Origin of the sequence: Thioalkalivibrio sp. HK1 (assembly GCA_000583135.1) — a bacterium.
GTDB lineage: Bacteria > Pseudomonadota > Gammaproteobacteria > HK1 > HK1 > HK1.
On sequence record JFBG01000012.1, the window covers coordinates 59707 to 84161 of the forward strand.

The 24455-nt window shown below is 59.3% G+C and carries 22 protein-coding genes, 1 pseudogene and 1 riboswitch; of the genes and pseudogenes, 7 read left to right on the forward strand and 16 right to left on the reverse strand.

Going from position 1 to position 24455, the window contains the following annotated elements; genetic code table 11:
• Positions 1-5: 5 nt before the first annotated feature.
• The 7 genes from BF99_RS0104410 to BF99_RS0104450 form a co-directional block, all read right to left on the reverse strand.
• Positions 6-704, reverse strand: coding sequence for an ABC transporter ATP-binding protein (locus BF99_RS0104410; protein ID WP_025769915.1), 699 nt, complete (start codon positions 702-704; stop codon positions 6-8).
• The gene (locus tag BF99_RS0104415) at positions 701-1531 is read right to left on the reverse strand and encodes an ABC transporter ATP-binding protein (RefSeq protein WP_197019039.1); all 831 of its coding nucleotides are present in this window, start codon (positions 1529-1531) and stop codon (positions 701-703) included. The genes BF99_RS0104410 and BF99_RS0104415 overlap by 4 nt, the downstream gene beginning before the upstream one ends.
• Before the next feature lie 11 nt (positions 1532-1542).
• Entirely contained in the window at positions 1543-2526 is a 984-nt protein-coding gene (locus BF99_RS0104420) for a branched-chain amino acid ABC transporter permease (RefSeq protein ID WP_025769917.1), read from the reverse strand.
• Positions 2526-3368 (reverse strand): branched-chain amino acid ABC transporter permease, encoded by an 843-nt coding sequence (locus tag BF99_RS0104425; protein WP_197019040.1) that lies wholly within the window; start codon positions 3366-3368, stop codon positions 2526-2528. The genes BF99_RS0104420 and BF99_RS0104425 overlap by 1 nt, the downstream gene beginning before the upstream one ends.
• A 496-nt stretch (positions 3369-3864) precedes the next feature.
• Positions 3865-4941 (reverse strand): glycosyltransferase, encoded by a 1077-nt coding sequence (locus tag BF99_RS21835; protein WP_025769920.1) that lies wholly within the window; start codon positions 4939-4941, stop codon positions 3865-3867.
• A gap of 210 nt (positions 4942-5151) precedes the next feature.
• Positions 5152-6171 (reverse strand): glycosyltransferase family 2 protein, encoded by a 1020-nt coding sequence (locus tag BF99_RS20205; protein ID WP_025769922.1) that lies wholly within the window; start codon positions 6169-6171, stop codon positions 5152-5154.
• On the reverse strand, positions 6168-7415 hold the full coding sequence (locus BF99_RS0104450; RefSeq protein ID WP_025769923.1) for a M24 family metallopeptidase: 1248 nt from the start codon (positions 7413-7415) through the stop codon (positions 6168-6170). Before BF99_RS0104450 ends, BF99_RS20205 begins: the two co-directional genes overlap by 4 nt.
• A 516-nt stretch (positions 7416-7931) precedes the next feature.
• A riboswitch (cobalamin riboswitch) is annotated at positions 7932-8239 on the forward strand.
• Between the two features lie 174 nt (positions 8240-8413).
• Between BF99_RS0104450 and BF99_RS0104465 the strand changes: the two genes are divergently transcribed.
• The 6 genes from BF99_RS0104465 to BF99_RS0104500 all read left to right on the forward strand — a co-directional run bounded on the left by BF99_RS0104465 (position 8414) and on the right by BF99_RS0104500 (position 15892).
• Complete coding sequence (locus BF99_RS0104465; protein WP_156013160.1) at positions 8414-10360, forward strand: TonB-dependent receptor domain-containing protein; 1947 nt, start codon at positions 8414-8416, stop codon at positions 10358-10360.
• Positions 10361-10427: 67 nt separating this feature from the next.
• Positions 10428-11300 (forward strand): ABC transporter substrate-binding protein, encoded by an 873-nt coding sequence (locus BF99_RS0104470; RefSeq protein ID WP_038097283.1) that lies wholly within the window; start codon positions 10428-10430, stop codon positions 11298-11300.
• Positions 11301-11409: 109 nt separating this feature from the next.
• Entirely contained in the window at positions 11410-12660 is a 1251-nt protein-coding gene (locus BF99_RS0104475; RefSeq protein WP_025769928.1) for a LarC family nickel insertion protein, read from the forward strand.
• Between the two features lie 72 nt (positions 12661-12732).
• Positions 12733-13617, forward strand: coding sequence for a hypothetical protein (locus BF99_RS0104480; protein ID WP_025769929.1), 885 nt, complete (start codon positions 12733-12735; stop codon positions 13615-13617).
• A complete protein-coding gene (gene larB, locus BF99_RS0104485; RefSeq protein WP_025769930.1) occupies positions 13614-14351 on the forward strand; it encodes a nickel pincer cofactor biosynthesis protein LarB in 738 nt (245 codons plus the stop codon). The genes BF99_RS0104480 and larB overlap by 4 nt, the downstream gene beginning before the upstream one ends.
• Positions 14352-14815: 464 nt before the next feature.
• On the forward strand, positions 14816-15892 hold the full coding sequence (locus BF99_RS0104500) for a Zn-dependent alcohol dehydrogenase (RefSeq protein ID WP_025769933.1): 1077 nt from the start codon (positions 14816-14818) through the stop codon (positions 15890-15892).
• A 226-nt stretch (positions 15893-16118) separates the two neighbouring features.
• On the opposite strand, the gene BF99_RS0104505 is transcribed toward BF99_RS0104500, so the two are convergent.
• A complete protein-coding gene (locus BF99_RS0104505) occupies positions 16119-17777 on the reverse strand; it encodes an acyl-CoA synthetase (RefSeq protein ID WP_025769934.1) in 1659 nt (552 codons plus the stop codon).
• Positions 17778-17860: 83 nt separating this feature from the next.
• Between BF99_RS0104505 and BF99_RS0104515 the strand changes: the two genes are divergently transcribed.
• The gene (locus BF99_RS0104515; RefSeq protein WP_025769935.1) at positions 17861-18286 is read left to right on the forward strand and encodes a YqaA family protein; all 426 of its coding nucleotides are present in this window, start codon (positions 17861-17863) and stop codon (positions 18284-18286) included.
• Positions 18287-18479: 193 nt separating this feature from the next.
• On the opposite strand, the gene BF99_RS0104525 is transcribed toward BF99_RS0104515, so the two are convergent.
• The 8 genes and pseudogenes from BF99_RS0104525 to BF99_RS0104570 form a co-directional block, all read right to left on the reverse strand.
• Entirely contained in the window at positions 18480-18710 is a 231-nt protein-coding gene (locus BF99_RS0104525; RefSeq protein WP_025769937.1) for a sulfurtransferase TusA family protein, read from the reverse strand.
• 94 nt (positions 18711-18804) lie between these two features.
• Positions 18805-19074, reverse strand: coding sequence for a hypothetical protein (locus BF99_RS0104530; RefSeq protein ID WP_025769938.1), 270 nt, complete (start codon positions 19072-19074; stop codon positions 18805-18807).
• 125 nt (positions 19075-19199) lie between these two features.
• The gene (locus tag BF99_RS0104540) at positions 19200-19862 is read right to left on the reverse strand and encodes a rhodanese-like domain-containing protein (protein WP_051482782.1); all 663 of its coding nucleotides are present in this window, start codon (positions 19860-19862) and stop codon (positions 19200-19202) included.
• Between the two features lie 136 nt (positions 19863-19998).
• Positions 19999-20229, reverse strand: a complete 231-nt coding sequence (locus BF99_RS0104545) for a hypothetical protein (protein ID WP_156013161.1) — start codon at positions 20227-20229, stop codon at positions 19999-20001.
• Between the two features lie 238 nt (positions 20230-20467).
• A complete protein-coding gene (locus BF99_RS0104555) occupies positions 20468-21148 on the reverse strand; it encodes a response regulator (protein ID WP_051482779.1) in 681 nt (226 codons plus the stop codon).
• A gap of 73 nt (positions 21149-21221) precedes the next feature.
• Positions 21222-22931: a sensor histidine kinase gene (locus tag BF99_RS0104560; protein WP_025769942.1), complete on the reverse strand. Its 1710-nt coding sequence runs from the start codon at positions 22929-22931 to the stop codon at positions 21222-21224.
• A 19-nt stretch (positions 22932-22950) separates the two neighbouring features.
• Complete coding sequence (locus BF99_RS0104565) at positions 22951-23262, reverse strand: HesB/IscA family protein (protein ID WP_025769943.1); 312 nt, start codon at positions 23260-23262, stop codon at positions 22951-22953.
• 4 nt (positions 23263-23266) lie between these two features.
• A pseudogene (locus BF99_RS0104570) lies at positions 23267-24455 on the reverse strand (hypothetical protein); the annotation flags it as partial.

Below are 24455 nucleotides of genomic sequence, written 5' to 3' on the forward strand. Positions count from 1 at the left end.
TCCTCTCAGATCCCCAACCAAGTAAATCGAACCTCGTCATCGGCATCGAACTCCGCCGGGGTTCCGCTCCAACGCAAGCGGCCTCTTCCGATGATATGGATGCGATCGGCGATGCGAGCGGCGAAGGCATAGTTCTGCTCCACGATCACCATGGTCATCCCTTCGTGCTTCAAACCCTCGATGATCGTTGCGATCTCCTCCACGATCACCGGCGCGAGTCCCTCGGTCGGCTCATCGAGGATCAACAATCGAGGTCCCATACGAAGGGCACGGGCAATCGCGAGCATCTGCTGTTCGCCGCCCGATAGTTTGGAGCCCCGATGAGAGCGTCTTTCCGCCAAGCGAGGGAAGGTGTCATAGATCCGATCCAGCGACCAGCCGCTCTTCGCACCGACAAGAGTCAGGTGCTCATGGACGCTCAGGGAAGCGAAAATTCCGCGCGTTTCGGGGACATAGGCGATGCCGAGACCGGCGATCTTATATGTCGCCTTATCCGTGATATCGATATCCGAAAATTCGATGCGACCCGATTGCGCCCGCAAGATCCCCATGATCGTCTTCAACGCCGTGGTCTTGCCCGAACCGTTGCGTCCGAGCAGGGCAACCATCTCCCCGGGCTCGACCGAAAACGAAAGGCCCTGCAAAACGTGGCCGTGATCGTATCCGGCATCCACCGATTGCAGCGATATTCCCGCCGGATTCATGAGGGGATCGAGACCGGGGTCGTCGGCACCGGGTCGGTACCCAAATAGCGTTGGCGCACGATATCGGAAGCGCGCACCTCCTCGGCATCGCCTTGCAGGAGCACCCTTCCATAGTCGAGAACGGTGACGCGATCCGCCAGTCCGAAAAGCACATCCATATCGTGCTCGACGATCAACAGTGCCAGATCGGGCGGGGAATCCGCGATTCTTTCTTGTATATGCACCGTCTCTTCCGGACTCATCCCCGCGGTCGGCTCATCCAACAACAGCACCTTGGGCTCCATCTCCAACGCCAGCGCGATCTCCAACTGCCGCCGGGTACCGTAAGAAAGGGTATGGACTTCCGTATCGAGCACATCCTCGAGCCCCAATCGCATCGCCAGCATTTCCGCTTTCTCGCAAACGCTTCGCTCTCGAGCCAAGGCGCGCCATGCGACATGGCCGATACCATGGGCAACGATACCGCCGACGATCAGGTTCTCGCGCACGGTGAGCTCCGCAAAGAGATCGTTATGCTGGAAACTGCGGGCAAGCCCGAGCCGCGCTCGCCGATCCGGCGGTTCACCGGTGATCTCCTTGCCATCGAGGTGGACGCCGCCACCCAAGGGGATGATCTCGCCGGCGATGATATCGAAGAGGGTCGATTTGCCGGCTCCGTTGGGACCGATCAACCCATGGCACTCGCCGGGCGCGATGTCAAGACTCACATCGTCGCTCACCACGAGGGAGCCGAAGGCATGGTGGATCGATTCGACCCTCAACCGCGGCGCCCGCTCCAAGGCCGGGGGCCGCATCGCTTGCGCATCGACGGGATCGACAGCGCTCATGGTCGCCTCGCTCATCCTTTGATGCTCTGCCATAGCCTTCGCAGGCGACCGTGGATGCCGTCCGTCGCAAAGACCACCATGACGATGAAAAACACTCCCATCATGAATTGCCAATAGCTCGCAAGCCCGGAATCAAGCCCCAGATTCTGCCAAAAGGACGAATCGGAGAGCGTATGGCGCAATAGAGTCAATACCGCGGCCCCCGCGATCGCCCCCGTCAACGAGCCCATACCCCCGACGATCACCATGATCAGCACCTCCCCCGAAACCGTCCAAAAGCCCAAGTCGGGGGAGACGAAAGCGGTGTGCTGAGCCGTCAGCGAGCCCGCCAGCCCCGCAATCGTCCCCGCGATCACGAACGCCAAAAGTTTGAAATGGGCGACGAAGCCCCCCAACGCCCGCAATCGATGTTCGTTATGGTGAATCGCCAGCAACATCGCCCCGTAGGGAGAGCGAACGAGTATGCGAAGCAAAAACCATACGATGGCGGCGATGATCAGGACCGAAGCGGAAAAAACCTCGGGTTCGTTGCTATCGAGCCCTATCCAAGCGAGATCCATACGGGGGATCCCCCCCATGCCGTCATCGGCTCCGAAAGCCCGGGCTTTGAAGAGATAGGCGTGCACCATCTGACCGATGGCAAGGGTGATCATGATGAAAAATATGCCGCGGGTGCGGATGGCGAAAAGGCCGGTCAAGGCCGCCAAAAGCGCGGCGATCAACGTGGCGGCGAGCAATGCGGGGAGGACCTGCCATTGAAGATGGATCGTCAATGCCGCCGTGGCATAGGCCCCGGTGGCGAAAAAAGCGGCGTGTCCCATGGAGACCATGCCGACCTGACCGACCAAAAGAGAAAGGCTCATCGCGAAGATCGAGAGGATCGCTATTTCGCTTAGAACCTCGTGCATGAAGAAGTCGCCGCCGACCCAAGCGGCAAGGGCGACGAGAGCCACCACGAGGGCGAAGGGGCGTTCGACGGGATCGCGATCCGGCATCAGTGGATCGGACGTGCAGGAAGAAGGCCATGCGGCCGCAAGAGCAAAATCGCGGCCATCAGCGCGTAGATCGTGGCCCGAGCGAACTCCGGAGCTAAGATCTGACCGTAGGTATCGACCATCCCGATCAGCAGCGAGCCGACCGCAGCCCCCCACAGACTCCCGGGGCCGCCGACCACCACCACGATCAGGGTCAATATGAGGATCGACATATCCATGCCCGGAAAAACCGAGAATACCGGGGCCGATATCACCCCCGCCACCCCCGCCAACCAGCAACCGAGGCAGAAAACGAGAAAAAAGACCCGATCGATATTGATCCCCAAAGCAGCGGTCATCGTTCGATCATCCACCCCGGCCCGTACCATCGCCCCCAAGCGAGTTCGCTCCAATCCGAAATAGAGCCCGATCAATGCAACGATCCCGACGGCGATGATGAAAAGGCGGTAGGTCGGATAGACCTCGCCCAAAATCTCCATCCGGCCATCGAGTACATCGGGGACCGGCAAGCCATGGGGTAAGGGCCCCCAAATCATTCGCACCGCATCGATGCCCACGAAGATCAAGCCGAAGGTAACCAGCACTTGGCTCATCGGACCGCGGCTTTGCAGATGGCGAAGAAGCAAGGCATAGAGCACCGCCCCGACCATAGCCACTCCGAGGGGAGCGAGGATCAGGGCGATCCAGAAAGAATCGAACAGGCGCACGGCGGAAAGCGCAAGGTAGGCTCCGATCATATAGAGCGTTCCGTGGGCGAGGTTGATGAAATTCATCAGCCCGAAAACCACCGAAAGGCCTATCGAAAGCAGGAAGAGCAGCATCGAGAGCTGCAGACCATTCAACGTTTGAATGATCAAAAAGCCGGGGTCCAAGAGCATCATCGAACGATACGATACAAAAAACGGTGGGCGGTTTTCCGAAATACTCGAGTCGGGAGAGTATGAAAAAATCACGAAGGGGCGAGGGATCGCCGCCATTCGAAAGGCGAGCCGATTCCGATCATCGATGAGATCGAATCGATGCGATGCCCGCCAAAGGGCAATTCTATATCATACCTTCGAAGGGTCGGGCGATTTTTCATTTCGATTCCCAAGTCTTTTTCGATCGCTCTCGAAGGCCCGCAGCATCGGAATTTCGATGCATCTATCTTTTTTCGAGCCCCTTTGCGATCCCTTACGATACCCCCTTCTTCTTCCGCCGAGGGCAAGAGATGCGATATCATGCGAATACACTGCCATCGAAATCCCCCGGATGATCGCTTCATCGAGTCTTCCGGTATTCGATGATCGTCTCCGATGACAATGGCATCTTGGTTTTATAGCATCGATCGACGCTTTCTTAAGAGGGCTTCTTTTCATCGATCCACTCCAATGTCAGCAGTAGCAACTCGATCGAATCTTGTGGTTTTTGATGATAGACCCCGGATCGCAATAGCGCCTTGGCTCTATCGTATCGATCCTCGCATCTCATGAAACGTTCATAGTGTTCCATCGCCGGAAAATTCTTCTTCGCCACCAAATACTTCACCCTTTGCAGGGTTCGAAAGTAGAGATCGTGGTGATAGATGCCGTCATCCTCGTAGGTCTCATTGATTATTTCGACTTCTTTTCTATTTTTCAATTTTTCTTCGAGAGAGGGGAAATATTCGCATATCTTGTCTTCGAGCCATTTTCGCCATTCCTTGGCATCCCTTGCAAAGCGAGAGCGATAGCTTTCCAATACCGTGCTCAATCCGGTCAAATTATCTCCATGCAATCGATAATCGATATGCGGACGAGAATCATAGATCACCTTGCCTCCGGCAGCGCTGATCAATAGATACGTCCACCAATCATGCCACGAAATTTCATGCACCCCCGATTCTTGCAATATATCTCTGGCCGCCCGATTGAATACCATCGTACTGCCATTGGCTATATTCTCCCTGAGGGCGTTGCGAAAACTCGGAGGAAAAAGGCAATATCCCGAAATACCGATCCTCTTTCCCTTGGCGCTGATGAAACGCACCCTCGACATATAAAGTGCGGGAACGGATTGAGAGGTCTTTTTCAGGATCGATATCGCCCGCGAGAGTTTATCCTTGTCCCAGATATCATCGTGATCGCAATAAGCGTAATAATGCGCCTGGATGCATGGATTATGGACCATCGAAAGAAAGTTCGCGGACGCTCCCCGGCGAGGACCTGAAATGACCCGATAATCCTCGTTTTCCAAGCGACTTTGGCGCCAACGCAAAGCGCAGTCATCGATAACCCGCCTCGGTCCTTCTTCATCGCAATCCCGGGATATCCAAAGATCCACATTGCGCCAATCCTGCTCCCTCAACGAATCGATTTGCTCACCGAGATAGTCCTTGTTCCGATAAGAGGTCATCAATATCGCAACTTTCGACAATACCTCGGAGGCTTCGGACATATCCCTTTCCTGCCGCTCTTTTTTCTTCCACTTACCGGTCTTGGCGCATCGACGAAAGCGGGGTCGACAAAGACGGGATCACCGAACGAGCTCGGTGGTCGATGCTTCGATGAAGGATCAAGCGATATTTGCATCGAGCGATGGGCTCGCTCGATACTCGACTTGCGTGAATCATCGAGGCAACACCGAGAATGAAGACGCTTGTCGATATCACATCGCATGCCGCCTGGAGCGGCGCAGATCGCTGGGGCGATGGAAAAACATGCTTGCCGCTTTGAAGATAAAGCGCAGCAAGATTCCGGCTCCGACCGGCCCGAGCATGAGGAACCCTCGGGGGGTGCAAAAGTGCAGGCGAAAGTAGCGAAAGAATCCCCGGGTTTTATGCCACTCCACCGCCAAGGGGCTGATACGGCTGCTGCTCGCGCGATGGATCGCCCGAATATGGGGCAAGAAATAAACCGGGACACCGGCTCGGTGCAAACGAAAACAAAGATCAAGATCGTCGACATGCAAAAAATAACCGGCATCCATCCCGCCGATCGATCGCCATGTGGACAGCGGCAACATCATGCAAGCACCGCTGACCGCGAAGACGCGAGCGGTATCCAAAGGCAGCGGGGATTCGTGCAGGTTGAGACGATGATCGCGAAAGAGCCGCGGCAGCAATCGATCCAGCCGAAAGGCCTCCACCAAGGCGGTGCGCGGAGTGAGCAAGGCGCGGCGGGAGGCGCGCTGCTCGCTGCCGTCGGGGTTGAGAACCCGGCAGCCGAACATCCAATCTCGATAACCGCGCTTTTTCATATTCGCGGCCTCGGCCCGAAGCGTGGAGACCGCCCCCGGCTCGAGACAACAATCGGGGTTGAGCAGCAGGAGATAGCGTCCCGTGGCCTGCCGAGCCCCGATATTGCAACCATGGGCGAAGCCGACATTGCCATGACCGCTGATCAATCGCAATCTCGGATCCCGCTTCGCCCGCATCGAGAGGCTGGCGGTGATCGCCGGCGGATTGCCGTTATCGACAAGGATAATCTCGCGCACCCCCGAGGGTTTCCCTTCCGCCAACACCGCATCGAGTGCGGAGAAAAGAACGGGCCCGGTGCGGTAGGAAACCATCACCACACTGATATCGTCGGCGGGCTCGGGATCGTCGATATCGACGAATGATACCGACGCGCAAGCCGATTCGGCCGGCGCGGAAGGGTCGAGCGATGATACGGCTTTGGAGATCACAACAATTCGGCTTCGAAAGGATAAGTCATCAGCGGCAACGCACCATCTGCGGTCAGCAACACTTGATCCTCGAGCTTGACGCCGTAGGGCGCACCCTCCTTGCCCGCATAGCACTCGAGGCACCACACCATATTTTCCTGCAATATTCTATCCGGCAGCGCTTTTTCGCCGGGCTTGTCATCTTCATAAAGGTAGGGAATGCCCGGTCCCTCGTCCTCCAGCCCGGCCTGATGGGCCATCGATCCATAACGAAGGTTGCGATATTCGGGCGGCAGGCTCGGGGCGGCCAAGGAGAATTCCTCGAAGCTCATGCCGGGCTTCATCAGTTCGCGCATCCCGTTGACGCAATCGTAAGCGATGCGGTAGGCCTCTTTTTGTCCCTCGGTGGCCCGCCCGCCACAAAGAAATGTGCGGGAAAAATCCACCACATAGCCTTGGAAACCGTTCATGTCGGTATCGATACCGACCAGATCCCCCGGCTGCACCCGCTTGTCATGAGCCTCGGACATCCACGGATTGGTATTGGTCCCCGAGGCGATCAGCCGGGTGAACATGAACTCGCCATGGTGCCGGTAGAGAGATTCGTTGAGCGTGGCCATCAATTCGTATTCGTAAAGCCCCGGCCGCAAGGCGGCTTTGAAATCGGCCATCACCGCATCGCCGATGGTTCCGTTGAGCAGCATCAATTTCACTTCCTGCGGGGTTTTCACTTCCCGCGCATCGACGGTCGCCGGGGTGGGATCGGTGATCCGGATGCCGATATCGGTCAAGGCGCGAAAGCCGTTGCCATCGAGCTTGTCGACCGCCAGCGGCTCCCCGGCGCAACCGAGCTCGCGCATCACATCCTTCACCCCTTGCGCCCAGCCCCGTGCCAGATCCTGCCCTTGATGCCCCATGAATTGATAACTTTCATGCGGCCGAACATCGGCCACATATTTCTGCGCGACATGCATCGAGTTCGCGTACTCGAAGAGGATGGGCTCTCGCTCGGCGGAAACGATGCAGCAGCGAGCGAAGGTGGAAGCGGTCCACACCCCCATCACATCGACGCCGGTGGCGTAGCGGATATTCGCGGGATTGTAAAAAAGCGCGATGGGGATATCCCGTTTTTTCATCATCTCTTGCAGACGATGAAGCCGTTCTCGGCGAAGGGCCGGGAAGTCGATATCGGCCATGATCGGGATCCGCATGGTCTGGACATGCGGATAGGGGTTTCGGATTCTATCGGGATCACCGACTCTCATCGGCCCTCACCTCTCATCTTATGGCTTCGACGACTCGACTCGAACGCTACATACGGATGATCTTCGGGTATCGCTCGATTTTATCTTGCGGCGATATTTCGATGCCATGGCGAGTGCCTTCGGGCGACGGCGATCTCAAGAGGTCATCGAACTCGCGCAGCGATCGACATCCGAACGACTCCGAGCCCGACCCGGCGATCGATCCCCGACAAGCCCGTCGATCCTGCCCCTCGCCCTCAAGGATAAAGCCCTTCGCCGCCGACGGAGCCCTCTGATCTTGACCACGGGTCCCGCCAAGAAAATGACCCGCTGGATCCAAGATGCGGATCCCGTCTCGAATGTGCCTACTTGTAAAGTGCCCAAGGCAGGCGGCGCCGCAAACGGGACGCCGGAAAGATACCGTAAGGATATTATCCGACAATGCCTTTGGAAGGGATGCGAATTTCCATCCGAAAAGGATTGTTCGCCGTGCGATTCGATAAATGCAATTTGACATCGATAGCCGTTATTTTGTACCTTCTCCTAAGTGCGCAAGGTGTCCCGATCGGCATTTCGCCGTAGGGATGAAACGGGAAGCCGGTGCGAACCCTCGAACGATCCATCGAGGATTCAATGCCGGCGCTGCCCCCGCAACGGTAGGCGAGTTGCCAAGACCGCATCCGAAAAGCATCCTTCGAACGATCTTTTCGAGCCACTTCGCATCCTTTGAGATCAGCCGGCGGTATCGTCGGCAAGGCGAGGGAAGGCGCGGATTCTTGAAGCCGAGAGTAAAGATATTCGGTTCGCTCGCAAGCCCGGAGACCGGCCCGGCGCCAACATCGATCGGCATCGCGGAGGGCGATGCGGTGGATGCGCCTTCTCGGGCTTGATTGACCGAAAAAAGCGCAGCGCCTCGTCTTATCGCCACACCCTCGATCCTCCTTCGCTTCGCCGATCGTCATCACGATACCGGCCACCGCTTTCGCGTGGGGCGAAAAGCACCAGGAGATCCTCGGCGCATGCGCAATGCACAACCCTTCGTTCACCATCGATCCCGCACACAACCTCGTCAATCCGCTGCGATGGGATCCGCTCCCGCAATCCCGCAGGCGTTCCGATCGACCGCCACAATCCTTCGCCCGCTCATCGCTCGACTCGGCCTCGTTTCGGCGATCATCGCCCATGGCTTGATCATCCGCAATGCAATCGCCCAAAACGACATGGCGCTCGACGATACCGCCACGCTCGAAACTCTGGTGGTCACCGCCTCGCGGGTGGCCCAAACCGCGGATGAATCGCTGGCGCCGGTGAGCGTCATCACCCGCGAGGATATCGATCGCTTGCAGCCCGCTTCCTTGACGGATCTGCTTCGCACCCAAGCGGGAATCACCATCGTCAACCAAGGCGGATGCGGCAAGCTGAGCACGCTTTTCATGCGCGGGGCGGAATCGGATCAGGTGCTGATACTGATCGATGGCGTCAAGGCGGGCTCGAATACGAGCGGGCTCTTTCGCTTCGAGTTCTTCCCCTTGGAAATGATCGAGCGCATCGAGGTAGTCCGAGGTGCGAAAGGGAGTCTTTACGGCTCGGATGCCATCGGCGGAGTGGTGCAAATATTCACCCGCGACATCGCCGGCGAAAGCGCGAAATCGAGGGTGCGGGTCAGCGCCGGCAGCCGAGGGAGCGTCGGGGCGGGAGTCAATCTCTCGCTCGCCGGGGAACGAGGCTGGATCGGCATCGCCGGCAGCAGCGACCGCGAAGACGGATTCGATGCCAATGTCAACACCGCCGCCGAAAACGAGCCCGATAAGGATGGCTGCGAAAACAACGCCCTCGCCTTGCGCGGCGGATACGAGATCGGCGGCGGCTACGAACTCGGCGCGAGCGTCATGTACAACGACGGGGAATCGGAATTCGACGGGAGTTTCCAAGACCGCACGAAAATCGAACGCCTTTCGGGAACTCTGAGCATCGAGGGGCACAACCTGCAAATCCGTATCGGCCATCGAGAAGAGGACGACGATAGCTTCAAAGGCGAGCGATTCACCGGCGAGTTCATCAGCCGGCGCAACGAGATCGGCGCTCAGTACACCGCCGAGACCGAGAATCACGGCGATATCGTCTATGGTTTCGACTATCGGCGAGACAGTGTGGATACAACCACCGCATACACCGTCGATAATCGCGATAACAAGGCCCTCTACCTGCAATGGCTCGGCGATCGGGAGAATCTCGATTGGCAGGCGACCTATCGATGGGACGATAACGAGCAATTCGGCGGTGTCGGCACCGGCAATGTCGGCGCCGGTTGGCAATTATCCGATGACATGCGTTTGACCGCCTCTTGGGGGACGGCTTTCAGGGCCCCGACCTTCAACGATCTCTACTACCCCGGATATGCGAATCCCGACCTCGATCCCGAGGAATCCGAAGCCTTCAATATCGGCTTGGCCGGAGATATCGACACCCTGTCATGGTCGGCCAACTACTTCCACCGGAGTGTCGACCGGCTCATCGCTTCTTCCGCTGCCAACGACTACATCCCGCAAAATATCGAAAAAGCCGGGATCCAAGGCTTGGAGTTGACGCTCGACGGAAATCTTTCCGAGACCGTCTTCGCCGCCGCGCTGACATTGATCGATGCCCGCGATCTCGAACGGGATCGCCGACTCCCCCGCCGCCCTCGGAATTCCTTTCGTTTGGATATCGACCGACAGCTGACCTCGCACCTCGGCATCGGCGGCACTTGGAGGCTCGAAGGCGAGCGTCATGAATATCCTTTCGGGGGCGGGACAACGGTGCTCGGCGGCTTCGGGACCCTCGATCTGCGCGCCTCGTACTCGCCGGCGAAGCGTTGGGAGATCGCGGCCAAGATCGAAAACGCCACCGATAAAAAATACATGACGGCCGAGAACTACAACCAGCCCGGTTTCGGCCTCTTCATGACCCTTCGCTATCTCCCGTGATCCTCGGCAGGCCCGGCCTCGATCGCGACCACAAGGGATCGAAGATCCGATGAATCGACGGGGATCGATGATCGGCTCGATCGAAAAAATCCTTCGGATCGCTGCGGTCGGGTTCATCGCCGCCGGATGTCTTGCGATGGACGCCGGCGCCGCAACCGAGACCGGAACCCAAGACATCGGAAAACCGTCGCGCATCGTCAGCGTCGATTTTTGCGCCGATCAATTCGTTCTCGAATTGGCGGATCGGCGGCGTATCCTCGCCCTTTCTCCCGATGCGAGGCGATCCTTTTCCTACTTGCGCAAGAAGGCTCAAGACCTGCCCTCGATCCGCCCGCGAGCGGAGAATCTGATCATCGAAGGCGCCGATCTCGTGGTGCGCTCCTACGGCGGCGGACCGAATCTCGGCAAGTTGCTGGCAAAAGCGCAAGTGGGGATGCTGCAGGTGGGGTGGGCGCAAGATCTCGAAGATATCAAGACCGTCGTCCGCGCGATGGCGAAGGGCTTGGGGGAACCTGAGCGAGGCGAGGCCCTCGTAGGGCGGATGGAAGCCCGGATCGAGGCCATCGCGCAAAGGGTGGCTGCGGTGCGAAAGTCGAGAACACCGCCGAGTGCGCTTTATACCACCCCCTCGGGCACCACCACCGGCCCCGGATCGCTGGTGCACGAACTCATGGTCGCCGCGGGCTTTTCGAATTTCGAGGCCCGCCCGGGGTGGCGTCCCCTGCCGCTGGAGCGCATGGCCTACGAAAGACCCGATCGGGTGATCGCAGCCTTCTTCGACAAGCCCGGAAGCGAACTCGAGCGCTGGAGTCCGATGCGTCATTCGGTGGCGAGCAAGAGTCTGGGAGCGCTGCCGCTGACCCGACTCCCGGGCGCCTATCTCGCCTGCGGGGGATGGTTCGTGCTCGATGCCCTCGAGACTTTGGCACCGAGAGACTGAAAAAGATTTATAAATCGCATCGAGAAGGTTTTTTTGCGGGCGATCTCGATGAAAGACGAATATGAGCCTTTCCATCGACCGCCCTTTCGAAACGATCCCGGGATGGCCCATGCATATACAGCTCGATCCCGTCGGCGGTATCGCCGGGGATATGTTCGCCGCCGCGGTATTGGACGCTTGGCCCGATCGGGAAGCGGCGCTGATCGAGGACTTGTCTCGATGCGATTTTGACCGGATCTTCGGCATCGCTCGGATCGACCATGCCGACCATGCGCTCACCGGGTCGCGCTTCGAGGTGAAAAAGGCAGCACCCGAGCACGAACACGCCCACCGAAGCGGATCCGACGGGGATCGCCATCATCATGATCCCCATCACCCCCATCATCGTTATCGCGATATTCGCGATCTGCTAAGGCGAGCCGATCTGGATGCCAAGACCAAAGATCGAGCCCTCGATATCCTGTCGAGGCTTGCGCTGGCGGAATCGAGCGTTCATGGAATGCCCGTCGAGGAGGTCGGCTTTCACGAAGTCGGGGCCTTCGATTCCATCGCCGATATCGTCAGCGCGGCGTGGTTGATCGAACGCTTGGATGCGAGTTGGTCTTGCGCTGCGCTTCCGCTCGGCAGCGGCCGCGTGCAAAGCGCCCACGGGCTGCTGCCGATCCCCGCCCCGGCGACGGTCGAGCTATTGAAGGGAATGCCGGTGGTTCAAGATGCGCATCGAGGGGAGCGCATCACTCCCACCGGGGCGGCGATCATCGCCCATCTGGCCCCGGATTTCTCGCCCTTGCATGCTGAAATGCGCCTGCTGCGAAGCGGCATCGGCTTCGGCACCGCCGTCCTGCCGGGGATGAGCAATATCCTGCGCCTGCTCGCATTCGCCCCCCTCGATCGAAATCATGGCGAGCACCATGCCGGGCGACACGAGCGGATCGCGGTTCACGAATTCGAGGTCGACGATCAAAGCGGAGAAGACCTCGCCGTGGCGCTGGATCGACTGCGGGCCATCGAGGGAGTTTTGGATGTATCCTGCCATGCCATGCAAGGCAAGAAGGCTCGGATATCGATCCATATCCGCCTGTTGAGCCGCATCGACGCCGTCGATGAGGTACTGGCGGGCTGCTTCGAGCAGACCACCACCTTGGGCGTTCGCTGGTACGAGGTCAATCGCCGGGTCTTGGCGCGCACGCAAAACAAGGTCGATGCCGCCGACCGCTCGATCCGCATCAAAAAGGCCGTTCGTCCCGGCGGCATTTCGACCGTCAAGGCCGAGATCGACGATCTCGCGCAAACCCCGGGCGGCCATGCACACAGAGAAGGGCTGCGACGGGAGGTCGAGGGCGAGGGATACGAGTCCTAAGATCATCGACGATAGCAGGGCCATCCATCAGCGCCGACGAGCAAGGCCGACGAGAAAAGGAAGAATCGAACGATGCGAGAAATACCGCAAAGCCGCACCCGCATCGAGGCCTTCGAGCGCATCTCGGAATGGATGATGCAAGCCGGGCGGCTCGTGGTGGCTGCAAGCGGCGGAGTGGACAGCATGACCCTTGCGGTGATCGCCCATCGCCTTTCGAGGCGAACGCCGACCATCTGCCATGCCATCTCCCCCGCCGTGCCCGCCGAGGCCACCGCCCGGGTGCGACGCTATGCGATGCGCGAGAACTGGCATCTTCGCTGCCTCGATGCGGGCGAGATGAACGATGCCCGCTACCTCGCCAATCCCGTCAACCGCTGCTATTACTGCAAGACGAATCTTTACGCTGCGATCGCCCCGATGGCCGAGGATGCGATCATCGTCTCCGGCGCCAACCTCGACGATCTCGATGATTTTCGCCCGGGCCTCGGGGCCGCCGCCCAAGTCGGTGCCCGCCATCCTTGGATCGAGTGCGAGGTCGATAAACAGGCGGTGCGAGCGATCGCCGCCGATCTCGGCCTTGACGATCTCGCCGAGCTCCCCGCCGGCCCCTGTCTATCGAGCCGGATCGAGACCGGCATCGCCATCGACCCCCGAACCCTCTTGGCCATCAACGACTGCGAGGGTCTGGTGCGAAAGGCGACCGGCGCCGATATCGTGCGCTGTCGTATCCGGCGAGATGCGGTGGTCATCGAGATCGATGCCGATACCCTGGCCGCTCTTTCCCCGGCGCAGCGCGAATCCTGCGTGGGCACGATCACCGAAACCCTGCATTCGAAGATCGGATTGTCACTCCCGGGGCGCTTGGCCCCCTATCGAATGGGAAGCGCATTCCTCCAAGGCGGATCGAGCGCCGAAGCGCACGAGCAAAATGCACGGATATTGGATCCCGGATCATGAAGGACAAGGCCGTCTCGCCCCCCGAAGAGGTCGTGCTCGACGATGCCCGATTGCAACGCATCGGCCTTGACGAGGCGATCTACTGTCAGGGCAAGTCGCCGGCGCAAACGGATTCCATCTTGGCTGCGAGCATCCGCAACCGAACGCCGCGGCTGCTGACCCGACTCGATGGCAAGTCCTTCGAAGCCTTGGATGCCGATCACCGATCCCGCCTCGACTACGACCCCGTCTCTTGCACCGCGATCCTGGCATTCGACCGAAAACCCGATCCGGGATCCGATCTCGGATCCGATGCCGCCGCTTCGAAGGAAAGGGCCCAAGTGACGGTGGCCAGCGCCGGCACCTCGGACATCCCCGCGGCCAAGGAGGCCGTTCGCACCCTCGCCTATTACAAAGAGGCGGTGCAGGAGATCCACGATATCGGCGTTGCCGGACTATGGCGACTGCTCGATCGCCTCGACGATATCCGCTCGACCCCGGTGGTCATCGCCGCTGCGGGAATGGAGGCATCGTTGCCGAGCGTTCTCGGCGGACAAGTACCCGGACTCGTCATCGCCCTTCCGACCTCCAACGGCTACGGTATTTCCGCCGGCGGTCGCGTGGCCCTCGAAGCGGCGCTGTCCAGTTGCGCCCCGGGGCTGGCGGTGGTCAATATCGATAACGGCTACGGCGCCGCCTGCCTTGCCCTGCGGGCATTGAGGATCGCAAGAGCGCCCTCGCATTGCCTCTATTGAGAATCATTGGGAATCGCTTGCGAGACGATCACCGAAGCGATTCGAGTGCAGGCGAGATGATGAAGAGGGGATATCGAATCGTGCGCCGGTCGAATCTTCCAGCCCGATCCCTCGAGCGGGAATTCAAGCGGGAATTCGATCGATGATTCGAACGGAAATTCAAAGCGCGACTATTCGAAGCGGGAAAAAGAAATCCCTCTTTTTCGAATCGAAAAGGCAAGTCTTGCGATTTTCAAAAAATCGAAAAAGGGATTGATGAAAAAAGGGTATCTTGTAAAAACACCCTCTCGAACATCGAAAAAATCTTCGGGGGCAAACGAAGCCGCCCGGCCGACGATGCGACGATGCCCGGTCTTGGCCTGCGGGCTTTTTTCGAATGCATCTTATCCTTTTGGGGGCGATCGAGATTCGATCGATGAATCCTTGAATGCCCGGATCGATCGCGAAAAGGAAAGGAAATCAAAGTGAAAGCCGCCGTCTGCCGTCATTTCGCCCAGCCTTTGGCCATCGAGGATGTCTCCATCGGCGCCCCCGGAGCGGGAGAGGTCAAAGTCCGGGTGGTCGCCTGCGCGATCTGCCAAAGCGATATCCACTTCATCGACGGGGCTTGGAACAGCACGCTGCCTGCGGTCTGCGGGCACGAGGCGTCCGGCGTGGTCGAGGCGATCGGCCCCGGAGTCTCATCCGTCGCCGAGGGGGATCATGTGGTGATCACCTTGATCCGATCCTGCGGACGATGCCATCACTGCTTGGCGGGGATGAGGCCGCTTTGCGAGGGGGCGTTTCCTCCGGGCGATGAAAAAATCTCCGATACGAAGGGAGCGGCCATCTTCCAAGGGCTTCGCACCGCCGCTTTTGCCGAGTATGTGGTGGTGGATGCATCGCAGGTCGTGGCGATCCCGCCAGAGGTTCCCTTGGACAGCGCGGCCCTGATCGCCTGCGGTGTCGTCACCGGGGTCGGGGCGGTAAGCCGGAACGCCTCGGTCGAAGAGGGCGACAGCGCGGTGATCATCGGAACCGGCGGGGTGGGCATCAACAGCGTGCAAGGCGCTCGATTGGAAAAAGCGCATCCGATCATCGCCGTCGATATCAACGAACGAAAGCTGCAGGCGGCTTTGGATTTCGGAGCCGACCATGCCATCGACCCGAAAAAGACGGATGTCCGCGAGGCGGTGCTCTCGTTGACCGCCGGGCGGGGAGCGGATCATGTCTTCATCAGCGTCGGATCGGCCGAAGCGGTCGAACTAGGGCTCGGCCTGCTGCGTCGAGGCGGGGCCTTGATCATCGCCGGAATGCCACCGAGCGGGGTCCGAGCCGGTTTCGACCTGACCGACTTCGTCGATTCCGGTCGGCGGATCATCGGCAGCAAAATGGGCTCGACCCATCCTCAAAGAGATATCCCCGAACTGGTATCGCTTTACCTCGAGGGCCGGTTGATGCTCGACGAACTCATCAGCGGCCGCTATCCCCTCGATCGCATCAACGAGGCCATCGATTCTTCGAAGGGCGGGGATGCACTGCGCAATATCATCGTCTTTTGACAAGAGCGCCCCTTTCCACGAAACGACATCCCCGGGGGATCGAGTTCCACACACATCGAGTTCCTAGAAGATAGCGCTCGAAGACGAATCGACAACGCCTCCTGACCGGAGCGAGGGAACCCCCGCAAAAGACGCATCGAGGGATCGTTGTCTTGGATCTGCGAAAGGGATCGCTCGATGCCTTTTTATATAGCGGCCAACCCCATATCCGCCGACGAGCCCTCTTTTACGACGATGACGCCCGCCGATCCGATACCAATGCCGCCGCCCGCTCCCGTAGGTTGAATTTGCGGATCTTGCCGGTCGATGTTTTCGGTAGCGGTCCGAATACCACGCGGCGAGGCACCTTGTAATGTGCCAGCCGCTCGCGACAAAAATCGATGATTTCCTTGGCATCCGGGGATTGTGCGTTGGGCCTCAAAGTGATGAAGGCGCATGGCGTCTCGCCCCATTTTTCGTCGGGACATGCCACCACCGCCGCTTCCGATATCGCCGGATGGCGATAGAGCACATCCTCGATCTCGATGGACGATATATTCTCCCCGCCCGATATGATGATATCTTTGGATCGATCTTTGAGCCTGATATAGCCATCGGGATCGACCACCCCCAGATCGCCGGAATGAAACCAGCCCCCGGCCAGCGCTTCTCGGGTCGCCGCCGGGTTTTTCAAATAGCCCTTCATCACGATATTGCCGCGGAACATCACCTCGCCCAGCGTCTTTCCATCCGCCGGTACCGGCTGCATGGTATCGGGGTTCATGATCTGCAGACCGTCGAGGGCGTGGTAGCGAACGCCTTGGCGGGATTTACGCTGCGCTCGCTCATCCGCCGGCAGATCGTTCCACTCATCCTTCCAAGCACAAAATACCGCCGGACCGTAGGTCTCGGTCAGGCCGTAGGCATGGGTCACTTCGAAACCCTCGCTTTCGATGCGCGCGAGCACCGCCGCCGGCGGGGGAGCCGCGGCGGTCATGATCCGCACCGGATGCGAAAAGTCCCGGCGCTCTTCCTCGGTCGCATCGAGGATGGTCCCGATCACGATCGGTGCCCCGCAAAGATGCGTAACCCTCTCCTCGTCGATCGCGCGATAGATCGCTCCGGCTTGAACCTTGCGCAGACAAACGCTGGTGCCGCCGACCGCCGCCAAGGTCCACGGAAAACACCAGCCATTGCAATGAAACATCGGCAAGGTCCACAGGTAAACCGGGTGATTGTTCAGATTCCAGACCACGACATTGGAAAGGGCATTGAGATAGGCGCCGCGATGGTGATAGACGACACCCTTGGGGTTGCCGGTGGTGCCGGATGTATAGTTCAAGGAAATGGCTCGCCACTCGTCATCCGGATAACACCAAGCGGCTTCGGGGTCGCCGGCGGCGAGAAAATCCTCGTATTCGATCCCTTCGATCCCCTCACCCTCTTTCGGCTCGACCCCGCCGTCGATCGAAACCACGATGGGCTTTTCTTGCATGCTCTCAAGTGCGTGCATCACCACTTGGGAATATTCGCGATCCACCAACAAGAGCCTCGTTTGCGCATGATCGAGGATGAAAGCGATGGTGGCGGCATCGAGACGTGTGTTGATGGTATTGAGCACGGCACCGTGCATCGGCACCGCGAAACTCGCCTCGTAGATCGCAGGTATGTTCGGGGCGATGATCGAAACGCAATCCCCCTTTTCGACCCCGTGCATCTTCAACGCCGAGACGAAACGGCGACAACGCTCGAAGGTTTCACCCCAAGTAAAGCGTCTGGCACCGTCGATGATCGACGGATAATCGGGATAGACTTGCGCCGCCCGATCGATGAAGCTGACGGGAGTGAGCGGCACGAAATTCGCCGCATTGCGATCCAAGTCTTGTTCGAATCGATTCTCTTTCATCGACAATCCTCCCGATCGTTACGATCCGCGCTATCAAATCCCTTCGAGATACCATCGACGGTCATCCTGGCAATGATATCCCGATGCACTATCTGAGCGTTTTCCTGTCGAGTTTCCTTTCCGCCACCGTGATTCCCTTCGCCTCCGAGATCGCTTTGGTGGCCGCACTGGCCGCGGGGGCGAATCTTTATTGGGTGGTCGTCAGCGCGACCGTCGGGAATACGACGGGGGCGGGCGTCAACTGGATATTGGGGCGCTATATCGAACGTTGGCGGGATCGATCCTGGTTCCCGGCGAACAGGTCGCAACTCGAAAAGGCGAGCGCATGGTTTAGAAAATACGGCGTTTGGTCTTTGCTGCTGGCTTGGATGCCCTTGGTCGGGGATGCGTTGACGGTGATCGCCGGTCTGATGCGAGTGCATATCCTTCCCTTCTTGGTCTTGGTCGGGATCGGAAAGGCTTTGCGCTATATCGTTTTCGTCATGTTTCTCGATCAAGTCGTGCTTTGATATCGACTCCTTGCAAGATATCCGAGGATCGAGAGACTCGAAAATCGATCGCCCGGTCCTTTCTCTTTTTTGCATATCAAGGATATCGGGCGCTGCGCACGATCTTTTCGGGGCGATGTCGATTTTTTTTCGGCGATCGCCCTTTCAAATCCCGCCCACGGCAAGATGATCGATCTTTTTTTCGAATCTTGGCTCAGGTCTTTTTCAACCGAAAGAGGAATTGATCGCCCTCTTCCGCAGATTCGAGCAATTCATGACCGGTATGGCGGGAAAAGGCCTCGAAGTCTTTCACCGATCCGGGATCGGTGGCGATGATTTTGAGGATTTCGCCGCTTTGCATTTTTCCCAAAGCCTTTTTCGCCCTCAAGATCGGCAAAGGGCAATTCAACCCCGTGGCATCGAGCTCCTGATGAAATTCCGCCATCGATAACCTCCTTATCTTTTGATTGAGCGTCGTTTCGGCGAACGTCGTCTCGGTGGATATTGTCTCGATGAGCGCAGATCGAAGACGATCGGATCTAAGCCTCTTCCCCCAAGGGGCGAGGGGGGCGGTGCTCGCTCAGCAAGCCCTCGGCCTGGGCCTCGTCGGCGGCGAAAACGACCCGGATCGCGATCACCTGCCCATCATCGAGATCCTCGGCTTTCGTGTCATCGGCGGCCATCTTTCGCCTCATGCGACGAGCGAGGGTCCGGGCCTCTCGATAGTTCGAAAAAGCGTCGATCCGCTCGAAATCGCGAATGCTCCCGATGACTCGACGAGAACGAACTCGATAGACGAAATAAGGCATCGGCGAGGGATTCGAAGCGATGTCGATATGGCGAATGCCGATCGAGAAACACTCCCCCGAGGTGGGATCCGACCATCCTCGGGGGAGCTCGACTCCATTCGAAGGGCGACGAGGGTAAACGAACCTTAAGGTTTGACGGTGGTCAACCCGAGGATCTCCCAGTTCTGCATCCCTCCCCGATACCACTTGATGCGATCCGCCGGGTAGCCGAATCTCAAGAGGGTTCGGATATTCGCCGGGGATTGCCCGCACCACATGCCGTTGCAAAAAAGCACCGCGGTCTTGGCCTGGGAAAAATCCAACAGCCCTTCGTTGCTTTGCACCCCGAAGACCTCCTCCAAAATATCGACGATGGAGATGGGATCGGCACCCCGAGCGGGACTGAGCGACGTCCAAGGAACGTTGATCGCCCCGGGGATGGTTCCTCTTTCCACCCAATCCGGAGTACGCGAGTCGATCACGACGATCGAATCGTCCCCATCGCTCATGCGTTTCGCATAGTCGAGGATCTCCACCTCGCCGATGGTCTCGACCCCGGGGGCGAGGGTCGATGGCTGAATGCAAAAGGGCGGGCATTTGCGCGATGTCTTGGCAAAAGCCTTATTGACCGTATTGGCCTCGTCTTGATTGCGCATGACGGTGACCCTCTCGCCGCCATGCATGATATCCACCGAGGCGATCTCGGCGGTGATCTTCACCTCCGGATCATCCGCCAAGACGGGGGATACAAGGCCTGCAAGCAAAGCCGCCGCACCCGAAAGCACGATAAAAAGTTGTCCTTTGAACATGATTCCATAACCTCCCGATGGTCCCATGATGTCGCGACGCGATCGCACACGCCCTCCCTCGATCGCCGCGAATCGAGGGAAAACCCGAAATGCCGAAATGGATCCGAAAAAAATGCCGCCTACGGGCAATGATTTCTCAATCGCAATCCGGCTCCTCGTATTCGTCTTCTTCTTCCTCTTCCTCCTCGGTGCCCGCAGCCATCGATCCCTGCCCACCTGCGTCCCCGGAAGCATGCTGACAAGAACGCTCGAAGGTCGAGGGGGCCTCGACGAGCCGCCAAGGGGCATCGGAGAAAGCCGGGAGGGAAACCAGGGCGAGCATCGAGAAGACGATCCCGATGACGGTGTTGTTGAAGATCGCTTTCATATTCCCACACTCCGCTTTGCACTGATACCGGTCGGCGTCGACCGAATATCGAAAAATCCCATCGACGATGCGCATGTCGGTCATCGATCGACCGCATCGATATGGGCTTATCGCCTATTTTCAACGATATTACGCCAAAATCCGACGGAGTCTGCTTGATTCGCCTCGATGGTTTTTCGGATCCGGCCACCATCTCGTAATACCCGTTCGATTCCCATCGACGAGTCATGATCCGATTTCAAGCGTGAAAGATGCGGGACTCGACCGCCAGCACCGCCGCCTCGACCCTCGATCGCACCTCCAGCTTCCGAAGGATCGCCCGCACGTGCAATTTCACCGTGCCATCGCTGATGCCCAGGTCGAGGGCGATCGCCTTGTTGCTTTTCCCATAAGCCAAGTGGCGCAAAATCTCCCTTTCGCGCACAGTCAGGGCCGAGAAACGATCGTCTCCACCGGAATCCTTATCCCCTCGAACGATTTTCGCAAGCGCTCCGGACATCTCGGGCGCCACCACCATCTCCCCCGAAAAGATCGCTTCGAGCGATTGCACGAGCCGCTCGGGATCCATGTCCTTGAGCAGATAGCCTCGCGCCCCGGCGCGCAGCGCCGCCGCCAAATCGCCCTGATCGCTGCTGGTGGTCAACACCACCACCGCCGGGCGCTCATCCTCGCCTTGCTCGTGCAAACGCTCGAGGGCCGCCAATCCATCGAGATCCGGCATCCGCAGATCGAGCAGCACGACATCCGGATCGATCTCGGCGGCAAGCCGACACCCCTCCCGACCGCTACCGACCGCAGCGCAGACATCGACCCCCCGGCGAGCGAGCAGCTCGCTAAGACCTCCGCGAAACAAAGCGTGATCGTCGATGACCAATACCCTCAAGGGCAGTGATTCGCTTTTTTTCCTTTGACCTGTCATGGATAGGAAACGTTCGTCGATGAATGAGCGAGGCGGGCGTTTTTCGACGATTCCTCGCTTTCGGCCGGGTGCATCAGCGCTCGCCCTCGGCCACGATCTCCGGGGTTATCGGAAATTCCAGTATCACGCGCGTGCCCTCCTCGGGTTCGCTTTCGATGACGAGACCGCCCCCGATCTCGCGAGCGCGTTCTTCCATGATCGAAAGACCGATATGGTCGCCGTCGACGGTGCAGGGGATTTTGAAACCCTTGCCGTCGTCCTCCACGAGAACGCGGAAAATTCGGCCCTCCTTGCGCACCAATACCCGGGCCAGGCGACATTGGCTGTGGGCCCCGGCATTGGCAAGGGCCTCCCCGATGATGCGCACGACCTGCAACTGGGCTGCGGGAGCGAGCGTCGGCAAATCGCCCTCGATCCGAAGATGGACTTCCATACCGCTGCGGGCGCGAAAACGTCCGGCGATCTCCTCGAGCACCATGGTCAGATCGCGCTTTCGCATCGGGGCGCGAAACCCGGCGATCAACTCCCTCAAGTCGACATTGGCATCGTCGAGGGATGATTGAATCCGGGCCAACTCGCGAGGAACGCTGCCGGTGGCGGCAAGGGAATCCGCCAAGAGATTGGTCTGCACCCGCAATCCGGCAATGGTCTGGGCCAAAGAATCGTGCAGTTCGTGGGCGATCGCCGCTCGCTCTCGAATGATCGAAAGCGACTTCGATTCCTCGTCGGTGCGCGCCTTGGCCACCATCATCCCCAAATGATTCCCCACGCTGGCAAGCAGCCGCTCCCCTTGGCGGCCTTCGAACATGACGAATTCCTCGCCCGAAAGCCGGATCACGCCGAAATTCTCTCCTTGATGATCCAGCTCGATGCGCAAAACGACGCCCCCGGTCTCTTTGGAAGCCTCATCGAGAGGGCTCGGGGGATCTCGGGGCTCGGGGCCGATCCGAACCATCGTTTCGAGTGCTCCGTCGGCATTCCTCAAGGCGATGAGCGCCGACGATGCTTTGACCTTTCGCATCAGCGCTTGGGTCGAATCATGCAGCGCATCGCCCAAAGAATCATGCCGAGCGACCGAGGCCGCAACTTCGTATAAAAGTTCCAGCGATGCGTTTTTCTCGCGCAGACCCTCGGTCTGACACCACACCACCTCGTCCATATTGTCGGCCAGCCCTTCCAAGGCCTCCGATAGTCGGTTGACATGAAACGCCAAGGTCTGCACCGCTCCTCGGGTCGATGGATGGGATTTTGGGATCGCCATCCGCGTCGAGAAGTCACCGGAGCACATCCCCAAAGCCCAGCGATTGAGCGCGACCAGCGGTTCATGCAGATCGCGCCTGATCTTGCGCAGGGTGCCCAGGGCCGCCAGCGCGGCCACGATCAACGCCGCCAAAATCAGATTCAAGGCCGAAGCCGCCGACAGGAGACCGCGATATCCGGCCAAGGCGGCGGCAGCGGCGACGACGATCGCAACGAGCGACAAGGCGATCAGCAAATGCAAGGTGCGCGGCCCGCCCGACGCCCCCTCGCGCGCCCAATCGTCGGCGGGCATGATCAGGCGAGCGAAAACCGTGCGCGGACCCTCCGGCATATCCGGGAGAGCGACATCCGGCGAGGTATCCCGCGATGTAGATGTATCCGAAGACGCAGCCTGCGATGGGGGCAGGTCGCCGGGCATCTCGCCGGATATCGAGGAGGGTTCCTTGCTCGCCTCGATCGATGGATCGGCAGCGGCGAGGGGGCTTGCTGCGCTTGGCGAGGGGATATCGCTCGATCGATTCATGACGCTTCGATAGCCTCGATCATTCGCTCGGCGCCCGGTAATGCGGATCGTTGGGATTGAGAAAGATGAAGCGATATTCGCCCGATTCGATCTCCACATAATCGAGCACCGTCCCATTCAGCAGCGCCTTGTCCGCTTGGGAGAGCACCACATCGACACCGTTGGTGCTCAGCAAAATATCTCGCGCCGTGACCTCGTCGAAACCCATGCGGTACTCGATACCGCCATCCGGAGCGCGCTCGGCCGCCACCCGAAGCGCGAGCTCGACTCGATCATCGACGAGGGCATCGCTGCGGATTCGCTTTGCCGCGGCGCGCGTGATGGTGAACATGCGCCTAACTCCTCGGATTCTCGCAAGCCCCGGCGGGAGCCGCATTCGGCGATGAACCGCCGATCGAGGGCTTGGCGAACCGCGAACCGATGCCATCCCGCTCGGGAAGCGCGCTGCGCTCGGCGGCATCTGCGATCTTTCGCCTGCGCAGAAAATCGACGAATCGACGGGTCCATCGACACCCTTGCACATCGCGCAGATGACAATAGCTCGCAAGGAGATTGCCGATGACGATGCCGTCTTTCTCTCCGTCGAGACCGTATCCGCGCCGCACCCGATAGGCATGATCCCAACCCTCGGCCGGGAGGTTCTCGATGCTCGAATGATGGAATTCGTGAGCCGGCAGGGGATCGTCTCCTGCGGGTTGCCAAGGAGCGGATCCGGTCGGTGAGAGCAAGGCATAGCCTCGCCCTCGAGGACGCGCATGCATTCGAATATCGCCGGGGATCGCCCCGACCATTTCCGCCTTTCGCCCCTCGGTATGAATGCCGCGGGCGAGATACATCAACCCCCCGCACTCCGCATAGACTGCAAGCCCCTTTGCGATCCGCTCGCGCAGCGTACGCCGCAGAGCGATATTGGCCTCCAGATCCGCCAGCGCCCTTTCGGGAAAACCGCCGCCGATGAAGATGCCATCGACCTCGGGCAGGTGCGAATCACGCAGGGTGTCGAAAAAGACGATATCCGAGCCATCCCTTGCCAGCGATTCCAGATCGCCCGGATAGTAAAAACGAAAAGCGGCATCCCATGCGACGGCGATGCGAATATCACCGGCGCAAGACGATGTCGTCACTCGCTCCGATGCGCCCAAAGCGCTCGAATGCGCCGTTGCCGCCGATTCTTGTCTTGGCCGGGCTTCGTCGGCAACGGCGATCGACTCCTCCTTGCGATCCCCCCTTGCCCTCGATGCATCGAGAAGTCGGGGCAAGTCGACCCCCCTTTCGATCGCTTGGGCCAATCGACGCAACCGACGGGAAAGGGACTCGGATGCGAGATCCATCTTCGCCTTCGAAGTCTTGTCATCGTCGGCGCCATCCACCACCGCCGGAGGCGGCGGCACCAAACCCAGATGTCCGCTATCGAGCGAAAGCGCCGGGTCGTTGCCCAAAACCCCCAAGACCTGCAGGTCGGTAAAGGTCTCCACCGCCCGAACCAGCTTCGCCTCGTGGCGGGCCCCGCCGGTGCGATTGAGG

Excerpts from the sequence above, each read along its gene's own strand:
- BF99_RS0104410 (WP_025769915.1), bottom strand. The coding sequence starts at position 704 with ATGAATCCGGCGGGAATATCGCTGCAATCGGTGGATGCCGGATACGAT.
- BF99_RS0104415 (WP_197019039.1), bottom strand. The coding sequence starts at position 1,531 with ATGAGCGCTGTCGATCCCGTCGATGCGCAAGCGATGCGGCCCCCGGCC.
- BF99_RS0104420 (WP_025769917.1), bottom strand. The coding sequence starts at position 2,526 with ATGCCGGATCGCGATCCCGTCGAACGCCCCTTCGCCCTCGTGGTGGCT.
- BF99_RS21835 (WP_025769920.1), bottom strand. The coding sequence starts at position 4,941 with ATGTCCGAAGCCTCCGAGGTATTGTCGAAAGTTGCGATATTGATGACC.
- BF99_RS0104450 (WP_025769923.1), bottom strand. The coding sequence starts at position 7,415 with ATGAGAGTCGGTGATCCCGATAGAATCCGAAACCCCTATCCGCATGTC.
- BF99_RS0104465 (WP_156013160.1), top strand. The coding sequence starts at position 8,414 with ATGCGCAATGCACAACCCTTCGTTCACCATCGATCCCGCACACAACCT.
- BF99_RS0104470 (WP_038097283.1), top strand. The coding sequence starts at position 10,428 with ATGATCGGCTCGATCGAAAAAATCCTTCGGATCGCTGCGGTCGGGTTC.
- BF99_RS0104475 (WP_025769928.1), top strand. The coding sequence starts at position 11,410 with ATGCATATACAGCTCGATCCCGTCGGCGGTATCGCCGGGGATATGTTC.
- BF99_RS0104480 (WP_025769929.1), top strand. The coding sequence starts at position 12,733 with ATGCGAGAAATACCGCAAAGCCGCACCCGCATCGAGGCCTTCGAGCGC.
- larB (WP_025769930.1), top strand. The coding sequence starts at position 13,614 with ATGAAGGACAAGGCCGTCTCGCCCCCCGAAGAGGTCGTGCTCGACGAT.
- BF99_RS0104505 (WP_025769934.1), bottom strand. The coding sequence starts at position 17,777 with ATGAAAGAGAATCGATTCGAACAAGACTTGGATCGCAATGCGGCGAAT.
- BF99_RS0104515 (WP_025769935.1), top strand. The coding sequence starts at position 17,861 with ATGCACTATCTGAGCGTTTTCCTGTCGAGTTTCCTTTCCGCCACCGTG.
- BF99_RS0104525 (WP_025769937.1), bottom strand. The coding sequence starts at position 18,710 with ATGGCGGAATTTCATCAGGAGCTCGATGCCACGGGGTTGAATTGCCCT.
- BF99_RS0104530 (WP_025769938.1), bottom strand. The coding sequence starts at position 19,074 with ATGCCTTATTTCGTCTATCGAGTTCGTTCTCGTCGAGTCATCGGGAGC.
- BF99_RS0104540 (WP_051482782.1), bottom strand. The coding sequence starts at position 19,862 with ATGTTCAAAGGACAACTTTTTATCGTGCTTTCGGGTGCGGCGGCTTTG.
- BF99_RS0104545 (WP_156013161.1), bottom strand. The coding sequence starts at position 20,229 with ATGAAAGCGATCTTCAACAACACCGTCATCGGGATCGTCTTCTCGATG.
- BF99_RS0104555 (WP_051482779.1), bottom strand. The coding sequence starts at position 21,148 with ATGACAGGTCAAAGGAAAAAAAGCGAATCACTGCCCTTGAGGGTATTG.
- BF99_RS0104560 (WP_025769942.1), bottom strand. The coding sequence starts at position 22,931 with ATGAATCGATCGAGCGATATCCCCTCGCCAAGCGCAGCAAGCCCCCTC.
- BF99_RS0104565 (WP_025769943.1), bottom strand. The coding sequence starts at position 23,262 with ATGTTCACCATCACGCGCGCCGCGGCAAAGCGAATCCGCAGCGATGCC.